The organism is Enemella evansiae (assembly GCF_002250705.1).
GTDB lineage: Bacteria > Actinomycetota > Actinomycetes > Propionibacteriales > Propionibacteriaceae > Enemella > Enemella evansiae.
Genome location: NZ_NMVP01000007.1, coordinates 13,143 through 33,929 on the forward strand (window position 1 = coordinate 13,143; position 20,787 = coordinate 33,929).

At 69.2% G+C, this 20,787-nt stretch carries 17 protein-coding genes; 9 read left to right on the forward strand and 8 right to left on the reverse strand.

The annotated features are described in order from the left end of the window. Window positions 1–21: 21 nt before the first annotated feature. Window positions 22–726: an NUDIX hydrolase gene (locus BI335_RS06840; protein ID WP_229119477.1), complete on the reverse strand. Its 705-nt coding sequence runs from the start codon at window positions 724–726 to the stop codon at window positions 22–24. 79 nt (window positions 727–805) lie between these two features. Between BI335_RS06840 and nadA the strand changes: the two genes are divergently transcribed. The 3 genes from nadA to nadC all read left to right on the forward strand — a co-directional run bounded on the left by nadA (window position 806) and on the right by nadC (window position 4,444). Then, on the forward strand, window positions 806–1,816 hold the full coding sequence (gene nadA, locus BI335_RS06845) for a quinolinate synthase NadA (protein WP_094424667.1): 1,011 nt from the start codon (window positions 806–808) through the stop codon (window positions 1,814–1,816). 67 nt (window positions 1,817–1,883) lie between these two features. After that, window positions 1,884–3,470, forward strand: a complete 1,587-nt coding sequence (nadB, locus tag BI335_RS06850) for an L-aspartate oxidase (protein ID WP_229119478.1) — start codon at window positions 1,884–1,886, stop codon at window positions 3,468–3,470. After that, window positions 3,467–4,444, forward strand: a complete 978-nt coding sequence (gene nadC / locus BI335_RS06855) for a carboxylating nicotinate-nucleotide diphosphorylase (protein WP_094424663.1) — start codon at window positions 3,467–3,469, stop codon at window positions 4,442–4,444. Before nadB ends, nadC begins: the two co-directional genes overlap by 4 nt. Before the next feature lie 63 nt (window positions 4,445–4,507). On the opposite strand, the gene BI335_RS06860 is transcribed toward nadC, so the two are convergent. Both BI335_RS06860 and recO read right to left on the reverse strand, forming a co-directional pair. Beyond that, on the reverse strand, window positions 4,508–6,028 hold the full coding sequence (locus BI335_RS06860; RefSeq protein WP_094430005.1) for a M1 family metallopeptidase: 1,521 nt from the start codon (window positions 6,026–6,028) through the stop codon (window positions 4,508–4,510). Further along, window positions 6,015–6,755 (reverse strand): DNA repair protein RecO, encoded by a 741-nt coding sequence (gene recO / locus BI335_RS06865; RefSeq protein ID WP_094425562.1) that lies wholly within the window; start codon window positions 6,753–6,755, stop codon window positions 6,015–6,017. The genes BI335_RS06860 and recO overlap by 14 nt, the downstream gene beginning before the upstream one ends. A gap of 196 nt (window positions 6,756–6,951) precedes the next feature. On the opposite strand from recO, the gene BI335_RS06870 reads away from it, so the two are divergent. Continuing rightward, the gene (locus BI335_RS06870; protein WP_094430006.1) at window positions 6,952–7,887 is read left to right on the forward strand and encodes a hypothetical protein; all 936 of its coding nucleotides are present in this window, start codon (window positions 6,952–6,954) and stop codon (window positions 7,885–7,887) included. Between the two features lie 29 nt (window positions 7,888–7,916). Here the strand turns inward: BI335_RS06870 and BI335_RS06875 are convergent, their stop codons facing one another. Next, window positions 7,917–10,370: a phosphoketolase family protein gene (locus tag BI335_RS06875; protein WP_094430007.1), complete on the reverse strand. Its 2,454-nt coding sequence runs from the start codon at window positions 10,368–10,370 to the stop codon at window positions 7,917–7,919. An 80-nt stretch (window positions 10,371–10,450) separates the two neighbouring features. Between BI335_RS06875 and BI335_RS06880 the strand changes: the two genes are divergently transcribed. Further along, a complete protein-coding gene (locus tag BI335_RS06880; protein ID WP_094430008.1) occupies window positions 10,451–11,251 on the forward strand; it encodes an isoprenyl transferase in 801 nt (266 codons plus the stop codon). A 30-nt stretch (window positions 11,252–11,281) separates the two neighbouring features. On the opposite strand, the gene leuA is transcribed toward BI335_RS06880, so the two are convergent. From leuA to BI335_RS06895, 3 genes are all read right to left on the reverse strand, one after another. Further along, window positions 11,282–13,021 (reverse strand): 2-isopropylmalate synthase, encoded by a 1,740-nt coding sequence (gene leuA, locus BI335_RS06885; RefSeq protein ID WP_094430009.1) that lies wholly within the window; start codon window positions 13,019–13,021, stop codon window positions 11,282–11,284. A 158-nt stretch (window positions 13,022–13,179) separates the two neighbouring features. Then, complete coding sequence (locus BI335_RS06890; RefSeq protein ID WP_094430010.1) at window positions 13,180–13,692, reverse strand: hypothetical protein; 513 nt, start codon at window positions 13,690–13,692, stop codon at window positions 13,180–13,182. 33 nt (window positions 13,693–13,725) lie between these two features. Further along, entirely contained in the window at window positions 13,726–14,463 is a 738-nt protein-coding gene (locus BI335_RS06895) for a FadR/GntR family transcriptional regulator (RefSeq protein ID WP_229119479.1), read from the reverse strand. 150 nt (window positions 14,464–14,613) lie between these two features. Here BI335_RS06895 and BI335_RS06900 point away from each other — a divergent pair, with 150 nt between their 5' ends. From BI335_RS06900 to BI335_RS06915, 4 genes are read left to right on the forward strand one after another with little or no spacing between them, the layout of a single operon-like run. Then, complete coding sequence (locus BI335_RS06900) at window positions 14,614–16,293, forward strand: L-lactate permease (RefSeq protein ID WP_094430011.1); 1,680 nt, start codon at window positions 14,614–14,616, stop codon at window positions 16,291–16,293. Beyond that, a complete protein-coding gene (locus BI335_RS06905) occupies window positions 16,290–17,069 on the forward strand; it encodes a (Fe-S)-binding protein (protein ID WP_094430012.1) in 780 nt (259 codons plus the stop codon). The genes BI335_RS06900 and BI335_RS06905 overlap by 4 nt, the downstream gene beginning before the upstream one ends. Beyond that, window positions 17,066–18,571 carry a LutB/LldF family L-lactate oxidation iron-sulfur protein gene (locus BI335_RS06910; protein WP_094430013.1) on the forward strand — a complete coding sequence of 502 codons (1,506 nt, stop codon included), beginning with the start codon at window positions 17,066–17,068 and terminating at the stop codon, window positions 18,569–18,571. Before BI335_RS06905 ends, BI335_RS06910 begins: the two co-directional genes overlap by 4 nt. Continuing rightward, window positions 18,568–19,242 (forward strand): LutC/YkgG family protein, encoded by a 675-nt coding sequence (locus BI335_RS06915; protein ID WP_094430014.1) that lies wholly within the window; start codon window positions 18,568–18,570, stop codon window positions 19,240–19,242. The genes BI335_RS06910 and BI335_RS06915 overlap by 4 nt, the downstream gene beginning before the upstream one ends. 92 nt (window positions 19,243–19,334) lie before the next feature. Here the strand turns inward: BI335_RS06915 and argG are convergent, their stop codons facing one another. Continuing rightward, the gene (gene argG / locus BI335_RS06920; protein WP_094430015.1) at window positions 19,335–20,753 is read right to left on the reverse strand and encodes an argininosuccinate synthase; all 1,419 of its coding nucleotides are present in this window, start codon (window positions 20,751–20,753) and stop codon (window positions 19,335–19,337) included. Window positions 20,754–20,787 lie beyond the last annotated feature (34 nt).

Sequence of the window (20,787 nt, forward strand, 5' to 3'; positions counted from 1 at the left end):
CCAGCGAGTCGAAGCCCCGACCTACCGCTGCTCCGAGGGCCGCAGGGTGGCGAAGGGGTCGGTGACCTGCAGCCGGGAGCCGGTGAAGCGGAACAGCCCGGCCGGCCGGCCCCCGCCGCGCAGTGGGCTGCGCTGCTCCCCGGTCGCCTCCAGCTGGCCGCGGCGTACCAGGATCCGCTGCAGGTTGGTCACCGCGACGTCGCGGTCGAGGGCGGCGGCGTACATCGAACGCAGTTCGGACATGGTGAACTCCGCCGGCGCCAGCGCGAAGGCGATGTTGGTGTAGGAGAGCTTGGCGCGCAGCCGGCGTACCCCGTCGGCGATCACCTCGGCGTGGTCGAAGGCGGTCTTCGGCAGGTCGTCCACATCGAACCAGCGGACCCGCTCCGGCAGCAGCGGCTCGCTGGTCCACGGCACCAGCCCGAGATAGGCGGTGGCGATCGTTCGCTGGGCCGGGTCCCGGTCGACCGCGCCACGGGTCTCGAGTTGTTCGAGGTGGGCCAGCTCGCCCAGGTCGACGAGTGATGCCAGGTGCCGGCGGACCGACTCCCCCAGAGACTCCTTGGCCGCGACGGCCCCGCTGGGCAGGCCCCAGGCGCCGGTGAACGGCTTGCGTGCGCGGGCCCGCAGCAGCACCGACAACCGCGGCTCCCCCGCGACGATCCCGCGGACCTGCAACACCACGGCGAGCGCTTCGTGCCGGAACTTGTCCACCTTCGCGTCCACGATGCGACCCTAGCGCTTGCATTTTTTCGCCTGTTGGGCGCAAACTAGTTTTCGACTTCCAATCGAAAAAGGAGTGGCGATGACCACCAGGCAGGTCAGCAGGGATTGGCAGAACTGGGACGGCGAGCAGGTGCGTGACTGGCAGCAGGAGGTACGCCGGCTCGCCGCCGAGCAGGACACGGTGATCCTGGCGCACAACTACCAGCTGCCGATGATCCAGGACGTCGCCCACCACGTCGGCGATTCGCTGGCCCTCTCCCGGTTGGCCACCTCGGCGCCCCAATCGACCATCGTCTTCGCCGGGGTGCACTTCATGGCCGAGACGGCGAAGATCCTCTCCCCCGCCAAGCGCGTGCTGATCCCGGACGCGACCGCCGGCTGCTCGCTGGCCGACACCATCGACGCCGATCAGCTGCGGGCCTGGAAGGCCGAACACCCCGGCGCCGCGGTCGTCTCCTATGTGAACACCACCGCCGCGGTGAAGGCGGAGACCGACATCTGCTGCACCTCCTCCAATGCGGTCGAGGTGGTGCGCTCGATCCCCGCCGACCAGGAGATCCTGTTCTGCCCCGACCAGTTCCTCGGCGCCCACGTCCGCCGAATGACCGGCCGGGAGAACATCCACGTCTGGCTCGGCGAATGCCACGTGCACGCCGACATCTCGCCCACCGACCTGGAGCAGACCGTCCGCGCCAACCCGGACGCCGAACTGTTCGTCCACCCCGAGTGCGGCTGCACCACCAGCGCGCTCTGGCTCACCGGGAACGGTGAGCTGCCCGCGGAGCGCACCCACATCCTGTCCACCGGTGGCATGCTGGACCGGGCCCGCGACACCCGCTCCGGCACCGTCCTGGTCGCCACCGAGATCGGCATGCTGCACCAGCTCCGCAAGGTCAACCAGCACACCGATTTCCGGCCGGTGAACCCGCGCGCGGCCTGCCCCTTCATGCAGCAGATCACCCCGCCCAAGCTGCTCCGCAGCCTGCGCGAGGGCACCGACGAGGTGCAGGTCGAGCCGGCCGTCGCCGACCGCGCCCGGCAGGCCGTCGAGCGGATGGTCGCGATCGGCCAGCCCGCCGGAGGTGAGTGAGATGACCACGATCCCCATCCCTGCTGAACTTCCGGCCGCCCGGCCCGTTTGGCGAAGCCGGACTTCCGTGGTCGTTGTCGGCAGCGGTGCGGCCGGCCTGAGCGCCACGCTCCGGCTGGCCCGCGCCGGGGTGGCGACCGAGCTGATCACGCGGGCGGCGCTGGACGACTCCGCGACGGCCTGGGCGCAGGGCGGCCTGGCCGCGGTCTGGTCCGCCGACGACTCGGCCGAGGCACACGTGGAGGACACCCTGGTCGCCGGTGCCGGCCTGTGCGATCCGGAGGCCGTCGCCGAGCTGGTCGAGCAGGCCCCGGCGGCGATCCGTCGGCTGATCGCCCTCGGCGCCCGTTTCGACACCGACGCCACCGGCCTCGCGGATCTGCACCTGGAGGGCGGACACCATGCCCGCCGGATTCTCCATGCTGGTGGGGATCGCAGCGGTGCCGAGGTGCAGCGGACGCTGACCGTGGCGGTGCGGGCGGCCGCTGATGACCCCGGCAGCGCGCTCACCATCCGCCCGGGTACCCGGCTGGTCGACCTGCTCACCGACGCCGAGGGCGCCTGCTGCGGCGTACGAGTGCTGGATGAGCAGGGCCGGATCGGTGAGATCCTGGCCGGTGCGGTGGTACTGGCAGCCGGCGGCGTCGGTCAGGCCTGGGGGCTGACCACCAATCCCGCCGGCGCGACCGGTGACGGCCTGGCCGCCGCGCTGCGCGCCGGGGCGGCGGTGCGCGATGTGGAGTTCGTGCAGTTCCACCCGACGCTGCTCGCGGTACCGGGTGAGCGCGGCGTGCTGATCTCCGAAGCCGTCCGCGGCGAGGGCGCCCGGCTGCTCGATCTCACCGGAAATCCCGTGATGGCAGGGATCCATCCGCTCGGCGATCTCGCCCCGCGCGACGTGGTGTCGGCCGCGATGCAGCAGCGGATGGCCGAGACCGGCACAGAGCACTGCCTGTTGGATGCGACCGGGTTCGGGGAAACCCGTTGGCGGGAACACTTTCCGGCGATCCTGGCGATGTGCCGGGAACGCGGCGTGGACCCGGTCACCGAGCCGATCCCGGTACGCCCCGGTGCGCACTACCTGTGCGGCGGGATCGCCGCCGACCTGGACGGCCGCACCTCGCTGCCGGGCCTCTACGCGGTCGGTGAGGTGGCCGGGACCGGTGTCCAGGGCGCGAACCGGTTGGCGTCGAACTCGGTCACAGAGGCGCTGGTCGCCGGGGACCGGGTCGGTGCCCTGCTGGTCGGTGATCGGTTCGCGCTCGCGGCCGGTGAATCGGTCCCCCGGCGGGGTGGCGCGGCGGTGGCCGCGGGCGGGTTCACCGAGCTGCGTCCGGTGCTGGACGCCGAGGTGGGGGTACGCCGCAGCGCCCCGGGTCTGCGTCGGGCACTCGATCGCGTGCGGCGCGCGCCGCGGACGGCCGACACGGTGGATCGGGCGATCCTCGATGCCACCAACCTGCACACCATCGCCACCCTGGTCGCCACCGCCGCCCTGCTGCGCACCGAATCCCGCGGCTGCCACCGGCGCGCCGACCATCCCGAAACCCGGGCCGAGTGGCTCGGTCGCACCGAAATCACCCTCGACAGGACCGGTCGACTCGCCACCGCCTTCATTCCCCTGCCCAACCGCACCGAGGAGCACGCCGCATGACCGCCCTGCCGCCCACCCCGATCCTGCCGACCACCGTCACCGACACGCTCACCGCCGCCGGACTGCCGGTCGAACACGTCCTCGAAGTGGCGAGCCGCACCCTGGCCGAGGATCTCGCCTGGGGCCCCGATGTCACCACCGAGGCCACCCTCACCTCCCCCACGTCGGCTGAGCGAGCGAGGAACGAGCGAGTCGAGGCCACGTCCACAACCACTCCCACCGGTACCGCCGATGTGGTGGCCCGCCGCGCCGGCACCCTGGCCGGCGTACCGGTCGCGGCCGCTGTGGCGTACACCCTGGCCGCCCAGCAGGGCGTCGCGATCGAGGTGGACCTGGTCGCCGCTGACGGTGACCGGGTCGGCCCCGGCGATGTCGCGCTGACGGTGTCCGGGCCGTTGCACTGCCTGCTCACCGCCGAGCGCAGCCTGCTCAATCTGCTCGGCCAACTCTCCGGGGTGGCGACCGCGACCGCCGCCTGGTCCGACGCCCTGGCCGGCTCTCCGACGCGGGTCCGGGATACCCGGAAAACCGTGCCAGGATTGCGATTGCTGCAGAAGTACGCGGTCCGCTGCGGTGGCGGGGTGAACCATCGGATGGGGCTCGGCGATGCGGCGCTGATCAAAGACAACCATGTGGCGGCCGCCGGGTCGGTGGCGGCCGCGTACGCCGCGGTCCGCCGCTACGATCCGCATATCCCGGTCGAGGTCGAGTGCGACACGCTCGCCCAGGTCCGCGAGGCGATCGACGCCGGGGCCGATCTGGTACTGCTGGACAACATGTCCTTCGACCAGCTGACCGAGGCCGTCGCACTGTGCCGACCCGCAGGGGTACGGACCGAGGCCAGCGGCGGCCTGGAGCTCGCCGACGCCGCCGCGGTCGGTGCGACCGGGGTGGACTACGTCGCCGTCGGCGCGCTCACCCACTCCGCCCCGGTGCTCGACCTCGGCCTCGACCTACGCTCATCGAGTAGCTGATTCGGCGCAGCGAAGCGGAGCCGAATCAGCGTGTCGAGATGAACACTCCCGAACCCCGGATTCTCAAGCAGGAAAGCCGTTCTGGGGCGTACGCGCCGGTTTGCTGATCGCGGAGAACCAGGCCTCCCAGAACGGCGCCAGGTCGACGCTGGTACGGGCCTGGGCGCGGGCCTGCCACTCCTCCAGGCTGCCGGTACCGGGCCGGGCGACCCAGTCCCGGCCGAGCGCGAAGAACTGTTCGTCACCGAGTACATTGCGCAGCGCCTGCAGCGCCATCGGCCCACGCGCATAGACCGCGGCGAACATCCGATTCGGCCCGGGATCGTCGATCCGCAGGTTCCAGAACCGGTCGTCGGCCCGGTCGTAGAGCGCGAGGAACTGCTCGTTCGCACTGCGTCCACCGGCCCGCTCGGTGAGGATCCACTCGCTGAAGGAGGCGTACCCCTCGTTCATGAAGATGTCGTCCCACTGCCGCAGGGTGACCTGGTTGCCGAACCACATGTGTCCGTATTCGTGGGTGAGCAGACGCTCGGGATTCTGTGCCAGCGCCTCGGAACGGTAGAGCGGGCGCGTCTGGTTCTCCAGTGCCCCGAATCCGACGTCGACCGAGCTGGCCACCCCGCCGATCTGGCTGAACGGATAGGGTCCCCAGACCTCCTCGAGTCGGCGCACCGTCTCCGGGGTACGCCGCAGCGCGGCCTCGGTGGAGGCGGCCAGCTGTGGCGGTAGCTGCTGGCTGACCGCGTACACCTGCGGCCGGGCACCGGAGTTGTCCTCGATGACCTTGTAGGGCCCGATCGCGAGCAGATTGAGGTATGTGGCCATCGGCTCGTCGCTGCGCCAGTGCCAGGTGTCCCAGTCCGGCTCGTTGCCGGCATCGCGGCTGATCAGGGCGCCGACGCTGATCACCTGCAGGTCGCGGGGTACGCGGGCGATCACCTCCATCGTCGCCGGATCGCTGGGATGATCGTTGCTGGGGTACCAGAGCGCGGAGCCGAACGGTTCGCCGGCGAACAGCACCTCCCGGCTGAGCTTCAGCGCCCGGGCCGTGGTCAACCCGGCAGCCGCATCGGGATTACCGCCGTAGACCACCTCGACGCGGAACTCCTCGCCCGGTGCGAGCACCCGGTCCGCGGTGACCGCGAGATCGAGGCCCTGCTGGGTGTACCGCGCGACCTGGCCGTTCAGGCGTACCTCACTGGCCGGCAGCGCGAGATCCAGATGCAACCGCTGCAGGGGCTGGGTGGCGACGGCGGTCATCGTGGTCCGGCCCTCGATGCGGGAGTCGGCCTCCTGCCAGGTGACCTCGATCCGGTAGTTGCGGGCGTCGTAGCCGCCGCCCCCGGCGGTCGGGAAGTACCGATCGCCGACACCGTCGCCGCCGTCGGCGATCCGCACCGGAAAGAGGATCGGCCGCACGACCAGTACCGCCACCACGACCAGGGCCGCCAGCACGGCGAGCCCGCCGATGACCGCGGGGATCAGCCAGTACCAGATCGGCAGCGGCCGGGTGGTCGGCGGCCGGAAGTCGGCGCGCTGCTGCTGGAAGCGGGGCGGCTCCGGTGGCGGGTCAGCGTTCCACATGGGCCAGCGACCGCAATCCGCGTTCCAGATGCCAGGTGGTGAAGGCGGCGATCAGCCCGCTGGCCTCCCGCATCACCTCCGGCGCGATCTCCCGGGTGGCCGGCCAGTCGCCGGTCAGCAGCGCGATCAGGTAGCCGATGGTCTCCGGCCGGGGATGGGCGGATCCGGGTGGCCGGCAGCCGGCGCAGACCGCGCCGCCGGCGGAGGGTGAGAACGCCCGGTGCGGGCCGGCGCGGCCGCAGCGGGCGCAGTCGGTGAAGCTGGGGGCGTACCCGGCGACCGAGAGCGAGCGCAACAGATAGGAATCCAGCACCATCACCGGTGGCCGCTCGCCGTCGCTGGTGCCCTCGCCGAGCACCCGCAGCGCGCCGACCAACAGCTGGTACTGCTGGATCGCCGGTTCCCGCTCCTCGACCACCAGCCGATCGGCGGTCTCCAGCATCACCTGACCAGCGGTGTAGCGGGCGAAGTCGCTCGCCAGCGGCCGCCCGAAGGCGTGCAGGGATTCGACCTGGGTGACGATGTCGAGGCTGCGCCCGATCACGAACTGGATGTCGACATGGCTGAACGGCTCCAGCCGCGCCCCGAACTTCGAGGAGGTCCGCCGCACCCCGCGGGCGGCCGCGCGGACCTTCCCGTTGCCCCGCGAGAGCAGCGTGATGATCCGGTCCGCCTCCCCCAACTTGTGGGTACGCAGGACCACCGCGGTATCCCGGTAAGTCGGCACCCCCCGATTCTGCCCCACTCCCCCGAATCACCCCCGCCTCCCACGCCCAACCAAAGATGTCAGGGGTTATGGCCAGTCCCACGCCGCCGGACTGGCCGATTGACCCCAAGAGATCAACTGTGGATAGCCGGTCCCGGTTCGAGGGCCCTGTGGACAGCGATGCACGATTCGCGCCCGGGCACCCCACCGTGCTGGCATGACCAAGAGAAACGAACTACCCGCCGCTCTCCCCGCCACCTTCACCACCCAAGAGGCCGCCGACCTGGGCGTCGGGCCGAAGCGGCTCCGGGCGAAGGACCTGGCCAGCGGCGGCTACGGCATCCGCTATCGCGGCACCGAGGCACCCGACCTGCGCGCCCGGCTTCGTCCGCTGCTCGCACTGGCGCCGGAGAACTGGATTTCCCATGCGACCGCGGCGGCCCTGTACGGCCTGCATGTCCCGACCCGGATCAGCGAGGACCCGCTGATTCACCTCACCGCGCGCCACACCCGCTGGTCGGTGGAGCGGGCAGGCGTACGCGGTCACTGCCAACGCCTCACCGATGCCGAGACGACCGACATCGACGGGCTCCCGATCCTGACCCCGGCGCGGACCTGGTTCGACCTGCTGCTCTCGCTCGGCCGCGATCAGGCGATCGTCCTCGGTGACCAGCTGGTACGCCTGCCGCGGGCCCGGTTCGAGGAGCGCGACGCACCCTGGGCCACGCTCGACGAGCTTCAGGCAGTGGTCCAGGCGAATGACTCACGTCCCGGCGTACGCCGAGGCCGCGACCTGCTGCCCTGGATCCGGGTCGGCTCGGACTCGCCGCAGGAGACGATGCTCCGGTTGGCGATCATCCGCGCCGGCCTCCCGGAGCCGGAGTTGCAGCTGCCGCTGGACCCGGAGCAGCCCGACGGCTGGACCGCCGACCTCGGATATCGACAATGGCGGGTCGCTATCCAGTACGAAGGGGCGCACCACTTCTGTCCGGAGCGGGCCGGCGTGGACATCCAGCGCGACGAGGCATTTCGCGGCGAAGGCTGGGTAGTGATCCTGGCCTCGGTCGAGGATTCCCGATCCCAGTTTGCGCGCGTGGTCCACCGGCTCACCCCGTTGATCTCTTGGGGCCAATCTGCCAGTCCGGTCGCGTAAGACTGGCCATAACCCCTGACATCTTCGGGTCATTCGTTGTCGCCGGCGGTGTCGGTCGGGCTCTGGGTCGAATCACCCGCGTCGCCCCACATCCACTTCGCCACCTCGGGGATGTCCTCACCGTGTTCGCGGGTGTACGCCCGGGCGTCCAGTCGGGCGTCCTGCATCCGCTGCCGCAGCCCGGCGTACCGAGTCGCCAGGCCTGGCACCCGATCGATCACGTCCAGCACCAGGTGGTACCGATCCAGATCGTTCAACATCACCATGTCGAACGGTGTCGTCGTGGTGCCCTCCTCCTTGTACCCGCGCACGTGCAGATTCGCATGTCCGGTGCGCCGATAGGTCAACCGGTGGATCAGCCACGGATAGCCGTGGTAGGCGAAGATGATCGGCCGGTCGGGGGTGAACAGGGTGTCGAAGTCCCGGTGGCTCAACCCGTGCGGATGTTCCTTCTCATCCTGCAGCCGCATCAGGTCGACCACGTTGACCACCCGCACCTTCAGCTCCGGGATCTGCTCGCGCAGGATCGACGCCGCGGCGAGCACCTCCAGGGTCGGTACATCACCGGCGCAGGCGAGCACCACATCGGGATCGGTGCCCGGCACCTCGGTCCCGGCCCACTCCCAGATCCCCACCCCGCGCACGCAGTGCTTGATCGCCTCATCCATGCTCAACCACGACGGTGTCGGCTGTTTGCCGGCGACCACCACGTTCACGTACTGCTGGGACCGCAGCACGTGGTCCCAGGTGCACAACAAGGTGTTGGTGTCCGGCGGAAGATAGACCCGGATGATGTCGGACTTCTTGTTCACCACGTGGTCGATGAAGCCCGGATCCTGATGGGAGAACCCATTGTGGTCCTGCCTCCACACGTGTGAGGAGAGCAGATAGTTCAGCGACGCGATCGGCCGGCGCCACGGGATGTGATTGGTCACCTTGAGCCATTTGGCATGCTGGTTGAACATCGAATCGACGATGTGCACGAAGGCTTCGTAGGAGTTCAGCAGCCCGTGCCGCCCGGTGAGCAGATAGCCCTCCAGCCAGCCCTGGCACTGGTGCTCCGAGAGCATTTCCATCACCCGACCGCTGCGCGCCAGGTGGCCGTCGTCGGCGTCCTGCGGCAGGTACTCCGCATCCCACTGCTTGGCGGTCACCTGATAGACCCCCTGCAGCCGGTTGGAGGCGGTCTCGTCGGGACCGAAGATGCGGAAGTTGTCCGGATTGAGCCGGATCACCTCGGCCAGGTACTCCCCCAGCCGCCGGGTGCCCTCGGCCATCGGCGCACCGTGATCGCTGATCTCCTGGGCGTACGCCCGGTAGTCCGGCAGCCGCAGATCGCGCAGCAGCAGGCCACCGTTGGTATGTGGGTTCGCCCCCATCCGCAGCGGTCCCTCCGGCACCAGGGCGTCGATCTCCGCCCGCGGTACGCCGTCGGCGTCGAACAATTCGTCAGTACCGTAGGACCGCATCCAGTCCTGCAACTGGGCCAGGTGTTCGGGAGTGTCCCGCGCGCTGGCCAGCGGCACCTGGTGAGAACGCCAGTAACCCTCGGTGACCTTGCCGTCAACCTTCGCCGGCCCGGTCCAACCCTTGGGGGTGCGGAACACGATCATCGGCCAGGTGGGCCGCTCGGTGTCATCGCTGGCCTTGATGTCGGCGATCTCGTCCAGCACCTCATCGAGCAACCGCGCGAACCTGGCGTGCGCGTCGGCGTGGTCGGCGCCGTCGGTGTCGAACACATAGGGGTGATAACCGTAACCGCGCAGCAACTCGACCAACTCGGACTCCGGGATCCGGGCCAGCACGGTCGGGTTGGCGATCTTGTATCCGTTCAGGTGCAGCACCGGCAACACCACCCCGTCGCGCACCCGGTCGAGGAACTTGTTCGAATGCCAGGACGTGGCCAGCGGACCGGTCTCCGCCTCACCGTCGCCGACGACGGTGAAGGCGAGCAGGTCGGGGTTGTCGAAGACCGCGCCGTACGCGTGGGAGAGCGCGTAACCGAGTTCGCCACCCTCGTTGATCGATCCCGGGGTCTCGGGCGCCACATGCGAGGGAATCCCACCAGGGAAGGAGAACTGGCGGAAGAGTCGTTGCATTCCGGCGCCGTCACGGGTGATGTCGGGATAGTTTTCGGTGTAGCTGCCTTCCAGCCAGGTGTTCGCGACCAGCCCGGGTCCACCATGGCCGGGTCCGGTGAGATAGAAGGCGTTCAGCGACCGTTCGATGATCGCCCGGTTCAAGTGCGCATACAAGAAGTTGAGCCCGGGTGTGGTGCCCCAGTGGCCGAGCAGCCGCGGTTTCACGTCCTCGGCCTCCAGCGCACGAGCCAGCAGCGGGTTGTCCAACAGGTAGATCTGGCCGACCGACAGGTAGTTGGCGGCCCGCCACCACCGGTCGATGGCGGTGAGCTGCTGGTCACTCACGGGTTCGTCGGTGACGGCGTCGCGACGGTTCCAATCGTTCTTCCGGGCGAGGTTCATGGAGGTCTCCGGGGTGATCGACGGCGTGCTTCCCAACCTATACCCACTTCTCGCGTGCCGCCTCGGATAGGCTCGATCGGGTGAGCCGCAAGCAAGCCCCGCGCCCGCCGAGGCGTACCCCGACCCCGCACCCCACCGGGGCCCGCCCGCCGCAGCTGCCCGCCGAGCTGGTACCCGAGCACGTGGCGATCGTGATGGACGGCAACGGCCGCTGGGCGAAGGCCCGCAATCTCCCCCGGACCAAGGGCCACGAGGCCGGTGAGGCGGTGCTCTTCGACGTCATCGAGGGCGCCATCGAGATCGGCGTGAAATACCTGTCGGTGTACGCCTTCTCCACCGAGAACTGGCGCCGCTCCCCCGATGAGGTCCGGTTCCTGATGGGCTTCAACCGCGACGTCATCCACCGGCGCCGCGACGAGCTGGACGACCTCGGTGTCCGGGTCCGCTGGGCCGGGCGCCGACCCCGGCTCTGGGGCTCGGTGATCAAGGAGCTCGAGATCGCCGAGGAGCAGTCCAAGGACAACACCACCCTCACCCTGCAGTTCTGCGTGAACTACGGCGGCCGCGCCGAGATCGTCGACGCCACCCGACAGATCGCCGAACTCGCCCGGCAGGGCCGACTCGACCCGTCCCGGATCACCGAGGACCGGTTCCGGCAGTTCCTCGACGAACCCGAGATCCCCGACGTCGACCTGTTCGTCCGCTCCTCCGGTGAGCAGCGCTTCTCCAACTTCCTGCTCTGGCAGTCGGCGTACGCAGAAATGGTCTACTCCGACACGCTCTGGCCGGACTGGGATCGCCGGAATCTGTGGCAGGCAATCGAAACGTACGCCCGCCGCGACCGTCGCTACGGGGGCGCGCTGCCCAATCAGCTCAGCTGAGCAGCGCCTCCTGCCGCGTCCCTTGCTCGCTCAGTCAGCCGAGGCGCGGTTGACCGCGGCACAGACCGCCTCGAGCGAGGCGTTGATGATGTTGGCGTCGATGCCGACACCCCAGACCACCTGGGCGTCCTCGCCCTCGCCGACCTCGCACTCGACGTACGCCGCGGCCTTCGCGTCACCGCCGGCCGAGAGCGCGTGCTCGCTGTAATCCAGCACCCGCAGCGGGAAACCGAGCTCGGCGATCCCGTCCACGAAGGCCGAGAGCGGGCCGTTGCCCTCCCCGCGCACCTGCTTCTCCTCGCCGTTCACCCGCACGGTCGCATCGATCCGGGAGGTGCCGTTGTTCTCCGAGCGGGCCCGCTCCAGCTGCAGCGGCCCGGGCTTGTTCAGGTACTCATCGGAGAAGATCTGCCAGATCACCTCACCCGGCACCTCGCCACCCTCGGTGTCGGTGTGCGACTGCACCACCCGGGCGAACTCGATCTGCAGTCGGCGCGGCAGGTCCATCCGGTACTCGGACTTCATGATGTAGGCCATTCCGCCCTTGCCTGATTGGGAATTCACCCGGATCACGGCCTCATAGGTGCGCCCGACATCATGCGGATCGATCGGCAGGTACGGCGCCTCCCAATCGATCTCGTGCAGATCCTTGCCCTCGTCCTTCGCCTTCTTCTCCAGCGCTTCCAGGCCCTTCTTGATCGCATCCTGGTGCGATCCGGAGAAGGCGGTGTAGACCAGATCACCGGCATAGGGATGCCGCGGGTGCACCGGCAGATTGGTGCAGTACTCGACGGTCCGGCGTACCTCGTCGATGTCGGACAGATCGATCTTCGGATCGATGCCCTGGCTGAACAGGTTCATCGCCAGCGTCACCAGGTCGACGTTCCCGGTCCGCTCGCCGTGCCCGAACAGGCAGCCCTCGACCCGATCGGCGCCGGCCATCAGCGCCAGCTCGGTGGCCGCCACCGCGGTACCCCGGTCGTTGTGCGGATGCAGCGAAACGACCGCGTGTTCGCGATCGCGGATGTTGCGGATGAAGTATTCGATCTGGTCGGCATAGGTGTTGGGTGTGGACATCTCCACCGTCGCCGGCAGGTTGAAGATGATCTCCCGATCAGCATCCGGCTGCCAGACATCGGCGACGGCGTTGCAGACCTCGATCGCGTAGTCGGTGGGGGTCTGGGTGAAGATCTCCGGGGAGTACTGGTAGCCGAACTCCACATCGCCCAGCAGCTCCTCGGCGTACTTCACCACCATCTCGGTGCCGCGCCGGGCCAGCGCGATGCATTCGGCCTCGTCGATGCCGAAGACCACCCGCCGGAACAGCTCGGCGGTGGCGTTGTAGAGGTGGACGTTCGCCCGCTTCGCGCCGACCAGCGACTGCACGGTGCGCTCGATCAGGTCCTCGCGGGCCTGGGTCAGCACCGAGATGTGCACGTCGTCGGGGATGGCGTCCGATTCGATGAGCTGGCGAACGAAGTCGAAGTCGGTCTGGGAGGCCGAGGGGAAACCGATCTCGATCTCCTTGTAACCCATCGCCACCAGCATGTCGAACATCCGGCGCTTGCGGGCCGGGGTCATCGGGTCGATCAGCGCCTGGTTGCCGTCGCGCAGGTCGGTGGACAGCCAGCGCGGGGCGTGGGTGATCTTGTTGTCCGGCCACGTGCGGTCGGGGACCTCGACCGGCTGGAAGGCGTGATAGCGCCCGAACGGCATCGGGCTGGGCTGCTGAACGGGCTTGGGCTGGCTACGGGTTCCGTGGGTGCTCATGGGTTCTGTCCTCGCTGAAGTGTGTCGGAGTCGGCGGGGAGGCGCGCAGAGACTCCGCAGCGAGGAGGCCGCCCCTCAGCTGGCCTCGCTGCGGCACCGGAGGAGGAGAACCCGCCATGCCACGGCAGCACTCTAACCGATCTGGCCGCGAAGGGCGATCAGCGGGCCCGCACCGCGGACCACAGCCCCTGACACAGCAGTACGCCTCCGCCGGCCATTCCGGCGACCAGTCCGGTCCAGCCGCGCAACGGGGTGAACGCCAGCAGCAGGCCAGCCAGTCCGCAGCCGAGCACCAATATCCCAGCGTTTGCCGCTGCCGTTGAGATCCAGCGCTCACCCAGCCGCCACACGAGAAGCCCCAACAGCACGACGGCGATCGCCACCTGCGCCTGGGGCGGGGCGCCCAACTGCCCGGTGCCGGTGATGGCGAGCACCAGCAGCACCGCAGCCGACGCCATCAGCACCCAGTCGATCGGGCGCGCCCGGCGCGGGTCGGGCGTACGCTGCCCCAGCAGTAGGGCCCCGAGAACCGCGCCGAACCAGACGAGAAAACCGATCACCCGAATCAGGTTGCTCGTCTGACTGGTCAGCGGCCAACCGAGGGTCGCCTGCAGCAGCGCCAGCCCCAGCGAGGCCGGCAGCACGGCTCTCAGCAGCACGATCCGGGTCATCGGATCCACTGTAGGCGGCTCCCCAGAACCCCCTCAGCCCAGCAGCACCGAGTAGGCCATCCGGATGTGATCCTCCACCAGATCGGCGGCCCGCTCGCCGTCACGGGCGGCGATGGCGTTGAAGATCTGCTGATGGTGCCGCTCCAGGTCGGCTCGCAGCGCCCCCCAGTCGGGCAACCGCCGTGACGAATCGAGGATGGGGAGGCGTACCGACTCCCGCACGGCGACGCACAGGTCCGAGATCAGCCCCATCCCCCCGGCTCGGGCGATCGTCACGTGGAAGTCGTTGTCCAGGGTGTTGAACTCCTCCAGCTCGATGTCGGGGCGCCGCATCTGTGCCAGCAGGTCCTCGAGCTGGGCCAACTCCTCCGCTGCGGCCTGCCGGGCGGCCAGCGCGACCGCGGAGCGTTCCAGCCCGACGCGCAGTTCGATCACCTCGTCGATCGGAAACTGGGCCAGCGCGACCTGCAGCCGCAGCAGCCGGGTCAGGGCGCGGGAGCGTTCGTTGGTCACCCGGGTGCCACTGGCGGGACCGACGCCGACCCCGGACGTCAGCACCCCCTGGGCCTCCAGCGCCCGGATCGCCTCACGGGCCGCCGGGCGGCTCACCGACAATTCGGCGGCCAACTCGCGCTCCGGGGGCAGTTGCGCCCCGACCTGGAGCCTGCCGGAGAGGATCTCATCCTCGATGTGGCGCAGCACCACTTCGTACGCCTTGCGCCCACCTCGGGCGTCGGGCAGGGGCGACGGGTCGCTCACCGCGGCCGACACGGGCACCTCCTTGATCCACCCACCCTTGATGTGGCCCACTCTTGACGCGGGAATGGGAGGCAGTCTAGCATCCTTCCATCCGCATTGGTCCGACCATTCTCGCCCGGTGCCGACAACCCGCCACAGAGCCCGCCGAACGACGGAGTTCCCATGACCTATCAGCCCCAACTCGGGCCGCTCGGCAGCCTGTGGCTGTCGTCGCTGATCGCGCTGCTGCCGCTGCTCGCCATCTTCATCACCCTCGGTGGGTTGCGCTGGAAGGCGCACTGGGCGGGCCTGACCGCCCTGGCCACCGCGATCGTGGTCGCCGTGGCGGCCTACAAGATGCCCTTCGGCCTGGCCCTGCTGTCGGCCAGCGAGGGCGCGGTGTTCGGCCTGTTCCCGATCGCCTGGATCGTGTTCACCGCCATCGTGCTCTATCAGGTCACCGTCGCCAGTGGCCGCTTCGAGGACCTGCGTCAGGTGTTCGCGCTGATCAGCGACGACCCGCGGGTGCAGGCGATGGTGATCGCCTTCTGCTTCGGCGGGCTGATGGAGGCGCTGGCCGGCTTCGGCGCCCCGGTGGCGATCACCGGCGTGATGGTGATGGCCACCGGCTTCTCCGCCCTGCGCGCGGCCGTCATCGTGCTGGTCGCCAACACCGCTCCGGTCGCCTTCGGCGCCATCGCCACCCCGATCATCACCGCCGGCACGCTCACCAAGATCCCCTACGCCGAGATCGGCGCCTACGTGGGGCATCAGACCCCGGTGCTGGCCGTCTTCGTGCCGCTGATCCTGGTGTTCATCGCCGACGGGGTCCGCGGCATGAAGGAGATCTGGCCGGTCGCCCTGGGCACCGGACTCGTCTTCGCCGTCGCCCAGTGGGCCGCGGCCACCTATCTGTCGGTCGAGCTGACCGACATCATCGCCTCCCTGCTCGGCCTGCTCGCCGCCGTCGTCATCCTGCGCCTGTGGCGCCCCAAGGGTGGTTCCGCGGCCACCGAGCGGATGCGCCAAGTGCGCGAGGCGGAGCTGGCCAGCATGACCGAGGAGCAGCGGGCCGCCGTGACCGAGACCCCGGCACTGCAGAAGCGGTCCCTGACCGGCGGGCAGATCTTCATGGCGCTTTTCCCCTACCTGCTGGTGATCGCGGCGTTCGCCGTGACCAAGCTGATCAAGCCGGTGAGCAAATGGCTGGCCAGCACCGACATCAAGATCAAGTGGCCCGGGCTCGACGGCCACGTCCTCACCCTGGCCGGGACGCCCAACTCCTCCACCGTCTACAACTTCCAGTGGCTGTCCAGCCCCGGCACCACGCTGCTGATCTGCATGATCATCGTCGCGCTGGTCTATCGGGTCAGCGCAAAGGACACCTGGAAGGAGTTCAGCGGCACCCTGGTCAAACTGCGCTGGACCTTCCTGACCATCGCCTCGGTGCTGGGCCTGGCCTATGTGATGAACCTGTCCGGACAGACCATCACCATCGGCACCTGGATCGCCGGCACCGGCGCGGCGTTCGCCTTCTTCTCTCCCATCCTCGGCTGGCTGGGGACCGCGGTGACCGGCTCGGACACCTCCGCCAACGCCCTGTTCGCCACCCTGCAGCAGACCGCGGCCACCAAGGCGGGCATCGATCCGCATCTGCTGGTCGCCGCCAACACCTCCGGTGGCGTGGTCGGCAAGATGATCAGCCCGCAGAACCTGGCCATCGCCGCCACCGCGGTGGGCCTGCACGGCAGGGAGTCGGACATCCTGCGCAAGTGCCTGCCCTGGAGCGTGGGCCTGCTGATCGTGCTCTGCCTGCTGATCGGTCTGCAGTCCACCCCGGTGCTCGCCTGGATGCTGCCATGACCGAGCTCACCCGACAGACCGACCGTCCCGGCGAGGGGGTGCGGGTCGCCCTGTTCGCCACCTGCATCAATGACACGATGTATCCCGGCACGGCCAGGGCGGTGGTCACCCTGCTGGAGCGGCTGGGCTGCACCGTCGAGTTTCCGCTCACCCAGACCTGCTGCGGTCAGCCGTTCACCAACACCGGCTATTTCGACGAGGCGATGGGCAGCGTACGCACCTTCGTCGACTCGTTCGCCGACCAGGACCACGTGGTGGTGCCCTCGGGATCTTGCGCCGGTTCGATCCGGGAGCAGCATCCGATGCTGGCCCGCCGGCACGGCGACCAGGGCCTGACCGCCGAGGTGCAGCAGCTGGTGCCGCGCACCCGCGAGCTGTCGGAGTTCCTGGTGGACGTGCTCAAGGTGACCGACGTGGGCGCCTATTTCCCACACCGGGTCACCTATCACCCGACCTGTCACTCGCTGCGGGTCTGCCACGTCGGGGATCGCCCGCTGCAACTGCTGCAGCAGGTGCGCGGACTGACCCTGGCCCCGCTGGCAGAGGCCGACCAGTGCTGCGGGTTCGGCGGCACCTTCGCGGTGAAGAACGCCGACGTGTCGGTGTCCATGGGTGGCGACAAGGTACGCCGGGTGCTCGACACCGGCGCGGAATACCTCGTCGCCGGCGACAACTCCTGCCTGACCCATCTCGGTGGGTTGCTCTCCCGGCAGCGCACCGGCGTACGCCCGATCCACCTGGCCGAGATCCTGGCCAGCACCGAGGAGGACGGATGAACAGCGAGCTGAACCGCACCACACCCGCCGCAGCGCCGGTCAGGCGTACGCCGGCACCGCCGGCAGAGACCTTCCTCGGGATGCCGAAATTCCCTGTGGGGGCAAAGAAGGCGCTCGGCAACAGCCAGCTGCGGGTCAACCTGCGCCACGCCACCGGCACCATCCGCACCAAGCGGGCCAACGTGGTCGCCGAGGTGGACGAGTGGGAGCAGCTGCGGGTGGCCGGGGCTGCGATCAAGGACCGCACCCTGCGCCACCTGGACGATTATCTGATCCAGCTCGAGGAGTCGTTGACCCGGGCCGGGGCGCACGTGCACTGGGCCCGCGACGCCGACGAGGCGAACCGGATCGTGATCGAGCTGACCCGCGCCACCGGCTCGGACGAGGTGGTCAAGGTCAAGTCGATGGCCACCCAGGAGATCGGGCTCAACGAGGCCCTCGAAGAGGCCGGAATCGCCGCCTGGGAGACTGACCTGGCCGAGCTGATCGTCCAGCTCGGACACGACCACCCCTCGCACATCCTGGTGCCGGCGATCCACCGCAACCGCGCCGAGGTGCGGGAGATCTTCCTGCAGGAGATGGGCGAATGGGGCGTACCGGCGCCGGCGGGGCTGAGCGATCGGCCCGTCGATCTGGCCGCCGCGGCGCGGGCACACCTGCGGGAGAAGTTCCTTCGGGCCAAGGTCGCCATCTCGGGCGCCAACTTCGCCGTCGCGGAGACCGGCACCCTGGTCGTGGTCGAGTCCGAGGGCAACGGGCGGATGTGTCTGACCCTGCCCGAGACGCTGATTTCGGTTGTGGGCATCGAAAAGCTGGTGCCCACCTTTGCAGACCTGGAGGTGTTCCTGCGGTTGCTCCCCCGCTCCTCGACCGGGGAGCGGATGAACCCCTACACCTCGATGTGGTCCGGCAACAGCTCTGGTGACGGGCCGCAGAACGTGCACGTGGTGCTGGTCGACAACGGGCGCACCAACGCCCTCGCCGACGAGTTGGGTCGCCAGGCGCTGCGCTGCATCCGCTGTTCGGCCTGCCTGAACATCTGCCCGGTCTATGAGCGGGTCGGCGGTCACGCCTACGGGTCGGTCTATCCAGGTCCGATCGGCGCGGTGCTCACCCCGCAGTTGCGCGGGGTCGACACCGACCTGGACGCGTCGCTGCCCTATGCCAGCTCGCTGTGCGGGGCCTGCTTCGAGGTGTGCCCGGTCCGGATCGAGATCCCGGAGATGCTGGTGGAGTTGCGCAATCGGGTGACCCGGGACCATCCCGATCTGGCCGAACGGGCGGCGATGAAGGCGGCCGCCTGGCTGATGGCCGATCACCGCAACCTTGAGCGTGGTCAGGCCGCCGCGAGCCTGGGCGGGCGCCTGTTCGGGCGCACGCAGAAGCTGGGGGCGATCCCGCTGCCGATCGCGTCCGCATGGAGCGGTGCCCGCGACATCCCGCTGCCCCCGCGGGAAACCTTCCGCACCTGGTGGCGCAAGAACCGTGAGGAGCACCGATGAACGCCCGTGAGGAGATTCTGGGCCGGGTACGCCGAGCCATCGCCGATGTCGGCGGCGGCGATCCGACCCAGGACGTCGAGGTGCCGTGGCAGTTTGGCCGCAACACACCCATGCCCGACATCTGGGACCGGTTCACCGAACGGGTCGAGGACTATCGCGCCCGGGTCGTCCGCTGCTCCGCCGACGAGGTGGCGGGGCAGGTTACGGCCGCGCTGAGTGCCACCGGGGCACGCCGTGTTGTCGCACCTGAGGGACTGGATGTCGTGTGGCAGCAGCAGCTGCGGGAATCCGGGTTCGACCTGGTGTTGGACCCTTCCGGGGCCGTGACACTCGACGCGAGTGAGCTGGACCGGATCGACGCGGTGGTTTCGGCGGCGGCCGTCGGGATCGCCGAGACCGGCACCGTGGTCCTCGACCATCGCCCCGATCAGGGACGGCGGGCGCTGACCCTGGTGCCGGACGTGCACGTGTGTGTGGTGGGCGCCGATCAGGTGGTGTCCGACGTGCCGGAGGCCGTGGCGCGGTTGGCCGAATCGGTGGCCGCCGGCCTGCCGCTCACCTGGATCAGCGGTCCGAGCGCCACCTCCGACATCGAGCTGGACCGGGTCGAGGGCGTCCATGGCCCGCGGACCCTGGTGGTCATCCTCGCCGACCATGCGGACGTCGGCTGAGCGAGCGAGGAACGAGCGAGTCGAAGCCACCCACGTTCTTCGAGTAGGTCGCGCAGCGACCGTGTCGAGAAGAACCGTTGCCAGCAGGCTCCTCAGTCGGTACCGGCCTCCATCGCGGCGCGGTCGAGCAGCTCCTGATCGTCGTCGGGGCCCTGGCCACCGGCGATCGCCTTGGCACCACCGGCATCCAGCTCGCCGACCAGTTGGGCGGTGGCGCCGCCGACGATTCCCAGCTGGGCATAGGATTCCAGCCGCGCCCGGGAGTCGGCGATGTCCAGGTTGCGCATCGTCAGCTGCCCGATCCGGTCCTCCGGACCGAAGGCGGCGTCGCCGACCCGCTCCATCGAGAGCTTGTCCGGGTGGTAGCTCAGCCCCGGCCCGGAGGTGGCCAGGAACTGGTAGTCATCGCCGCGCCGCAGGCGTACCGTCACCTCACCGGTGACGGCCGAGCCGACCCAGCGCACCAGCGATTCGCGCAGCATCAGCGACTGCGGATCCATCCAGCGGCCCTCGTACATCAGCCGGCCGAGACGCCGGCCCTCGGTGTGGTAGTTGGCGATCGTGTCCTCGTTGTGGATGGCGTTCAGCAGCCGCTCGTAGCCGATGTGCAGCAGTGCCATGCCCGGCGCCTCGTAGATGCCGCGGGATTTGGCCTCGATGATCCGGTTCTCGATCTGGTCGGAGACGCCCAGCCCGTGCCGGCCGCCGATCTCGTTGGCCTTCATCACCAGGCCGACGGGATCGTTGCGGAAATCCTGGCCGTTGATCGCGACCGGGCGGCCCTGCTCGAAGGTCAGGGTGACCTCCTCGGGCGCGATCTGCACGTCCTCCCGCCAGGAGGCGACGCCCATGATCGGCTCGACGATGTCGAGGCCGGAGTCGAGCTTCTCCAGGTGCTTGGCCTCGTGGGTGGCGCCCCAGATGTTGGCGTCGGTGGAGTACGCCTTCTCCTTCGAGTCGCGGTAGGGCAGCTTGCGCTCGCTCAGCCACTGGCTCATCTCGTCGCGGCCGCCGAGCTCGTTGACGAAGTCGGTGTCCAGCCACGGCTTGTAGATCCGCAGGTTCGGGTTGGCCATCAGGCCGTAGCGGTAGAACCGCTCGATGTCGTTGCCCTTGTAGGTCGACCCGTCGCCCCAGATGTCGACGCCGTCCTCCTTCATCGCCCGGACCAGCAGCATCCCGGTCACCGCGCGGCCCAGCGGGGTGGTGTTGAAGTAGGTCTTGCCGGCGGTGCGGATGTGGAAGGCGCCGCACATCAGCGCGACCAGGCCCTCCTCAACCAGCGCCTCCCGGCAGTCGACCAGCCGGGAGATCTCGGCGCCGTACTCCTTGGCGCGGTCCGGGACCGAAGCGATGTCCGACTCGTCGTACTGGCCGATGTCGGCGGTGTAGGTGCAGGGCACGGCGCCCTTCTCACGCATCCAGGCAACGGCTACGGAGGTGTCGAGGCCACCGGAGAAGGCGATCCCGACGCGCTCACCAACAGGCAACGAGGTCAGTACTTTGGACATGCCCCCATGCTAACGCATAGTTATGCCAATGGTC

Coding starts and splice junctions, on each gene's coding strand:
- BI335_RS06900 (WP_094430011.1), top strand. CDS start 14,614: ATGACCTATCAGCCCCAACTCGGGCCGCTCGGCAGCCTGTGGCTGTCG.
- BI335_RS06905 (WP_094430012.1), top strand. CDS start 16,290: ATGACCGAGCTCACCCGACAGACCGACCGTCCCGGCGAGGGGGTGCGG.
- argG (WP_094430015.1), bottom strand. CDS start 20,753: ATGTCCAAAGTACTGACCTCGTTGCCTGTTGGTGAGCGCGTCGGGATC.
- BI335_RS06890 (WP_094430010.1), bottom strand. CDS start 13,692: ATGACCCGGATCGTGCTGCTGAGAGCCGTGCTGCCGGCCTCGCTGGGG.
- BI335_RS06860 (WP_094430005.1), bottom strand. CDS start 6,028: ATGTGGAACGCTGACCCGCCACCGGAGCCGCCCCGCTTCCAGCAGCAG.
- BI335_RS06910 (WP_094430013.1), top strand. CDS start 17,066: ATGAACAGCGAGCTGAACCGCACCACACCCGCCGCAGCGCCGGTCAGG.
- nadC (WP_094424663.1), top strand. CDS start 3,467: ATGACCGCCCTGCCGCCCACCCCGATCCTGCCGACCACCGTCACCGAC.
- BI335_RS06875 (WP_094430007.1), bottom strand. CDS start 10,370: ATGAACCTCGCCCGGAAGAACGATTGGAACCGTCGCGACGCCGTCACC.
- BI335_RS06915 (WP_094430014.1), top strand. CDS start 18,568: ATGAACGCCCGTGAGGAGATTCTGGGCCGGGTACGCCGAGCCATCGCC.
- nadA (WP_094424667.1), top strand. CDS start 806: ATGACCACCAGGCAGGTCAGCAGGGATTGGCAGAACTGGGACGGCGAG.
- leuA (WP_094430009.1), bottom strand. CDS start 13,021: ATGAGCACCCACGGAACCCGTAGCCAGCCCAAGCCCGTTCAGCAGCCC.
- BI335_RS06870 (WP_094430006.1), top strand. CDS start 6,952: ATGACCAAGAGAAACGAACTACCCGCCGCTCTCCCCGCCACCTTCACC.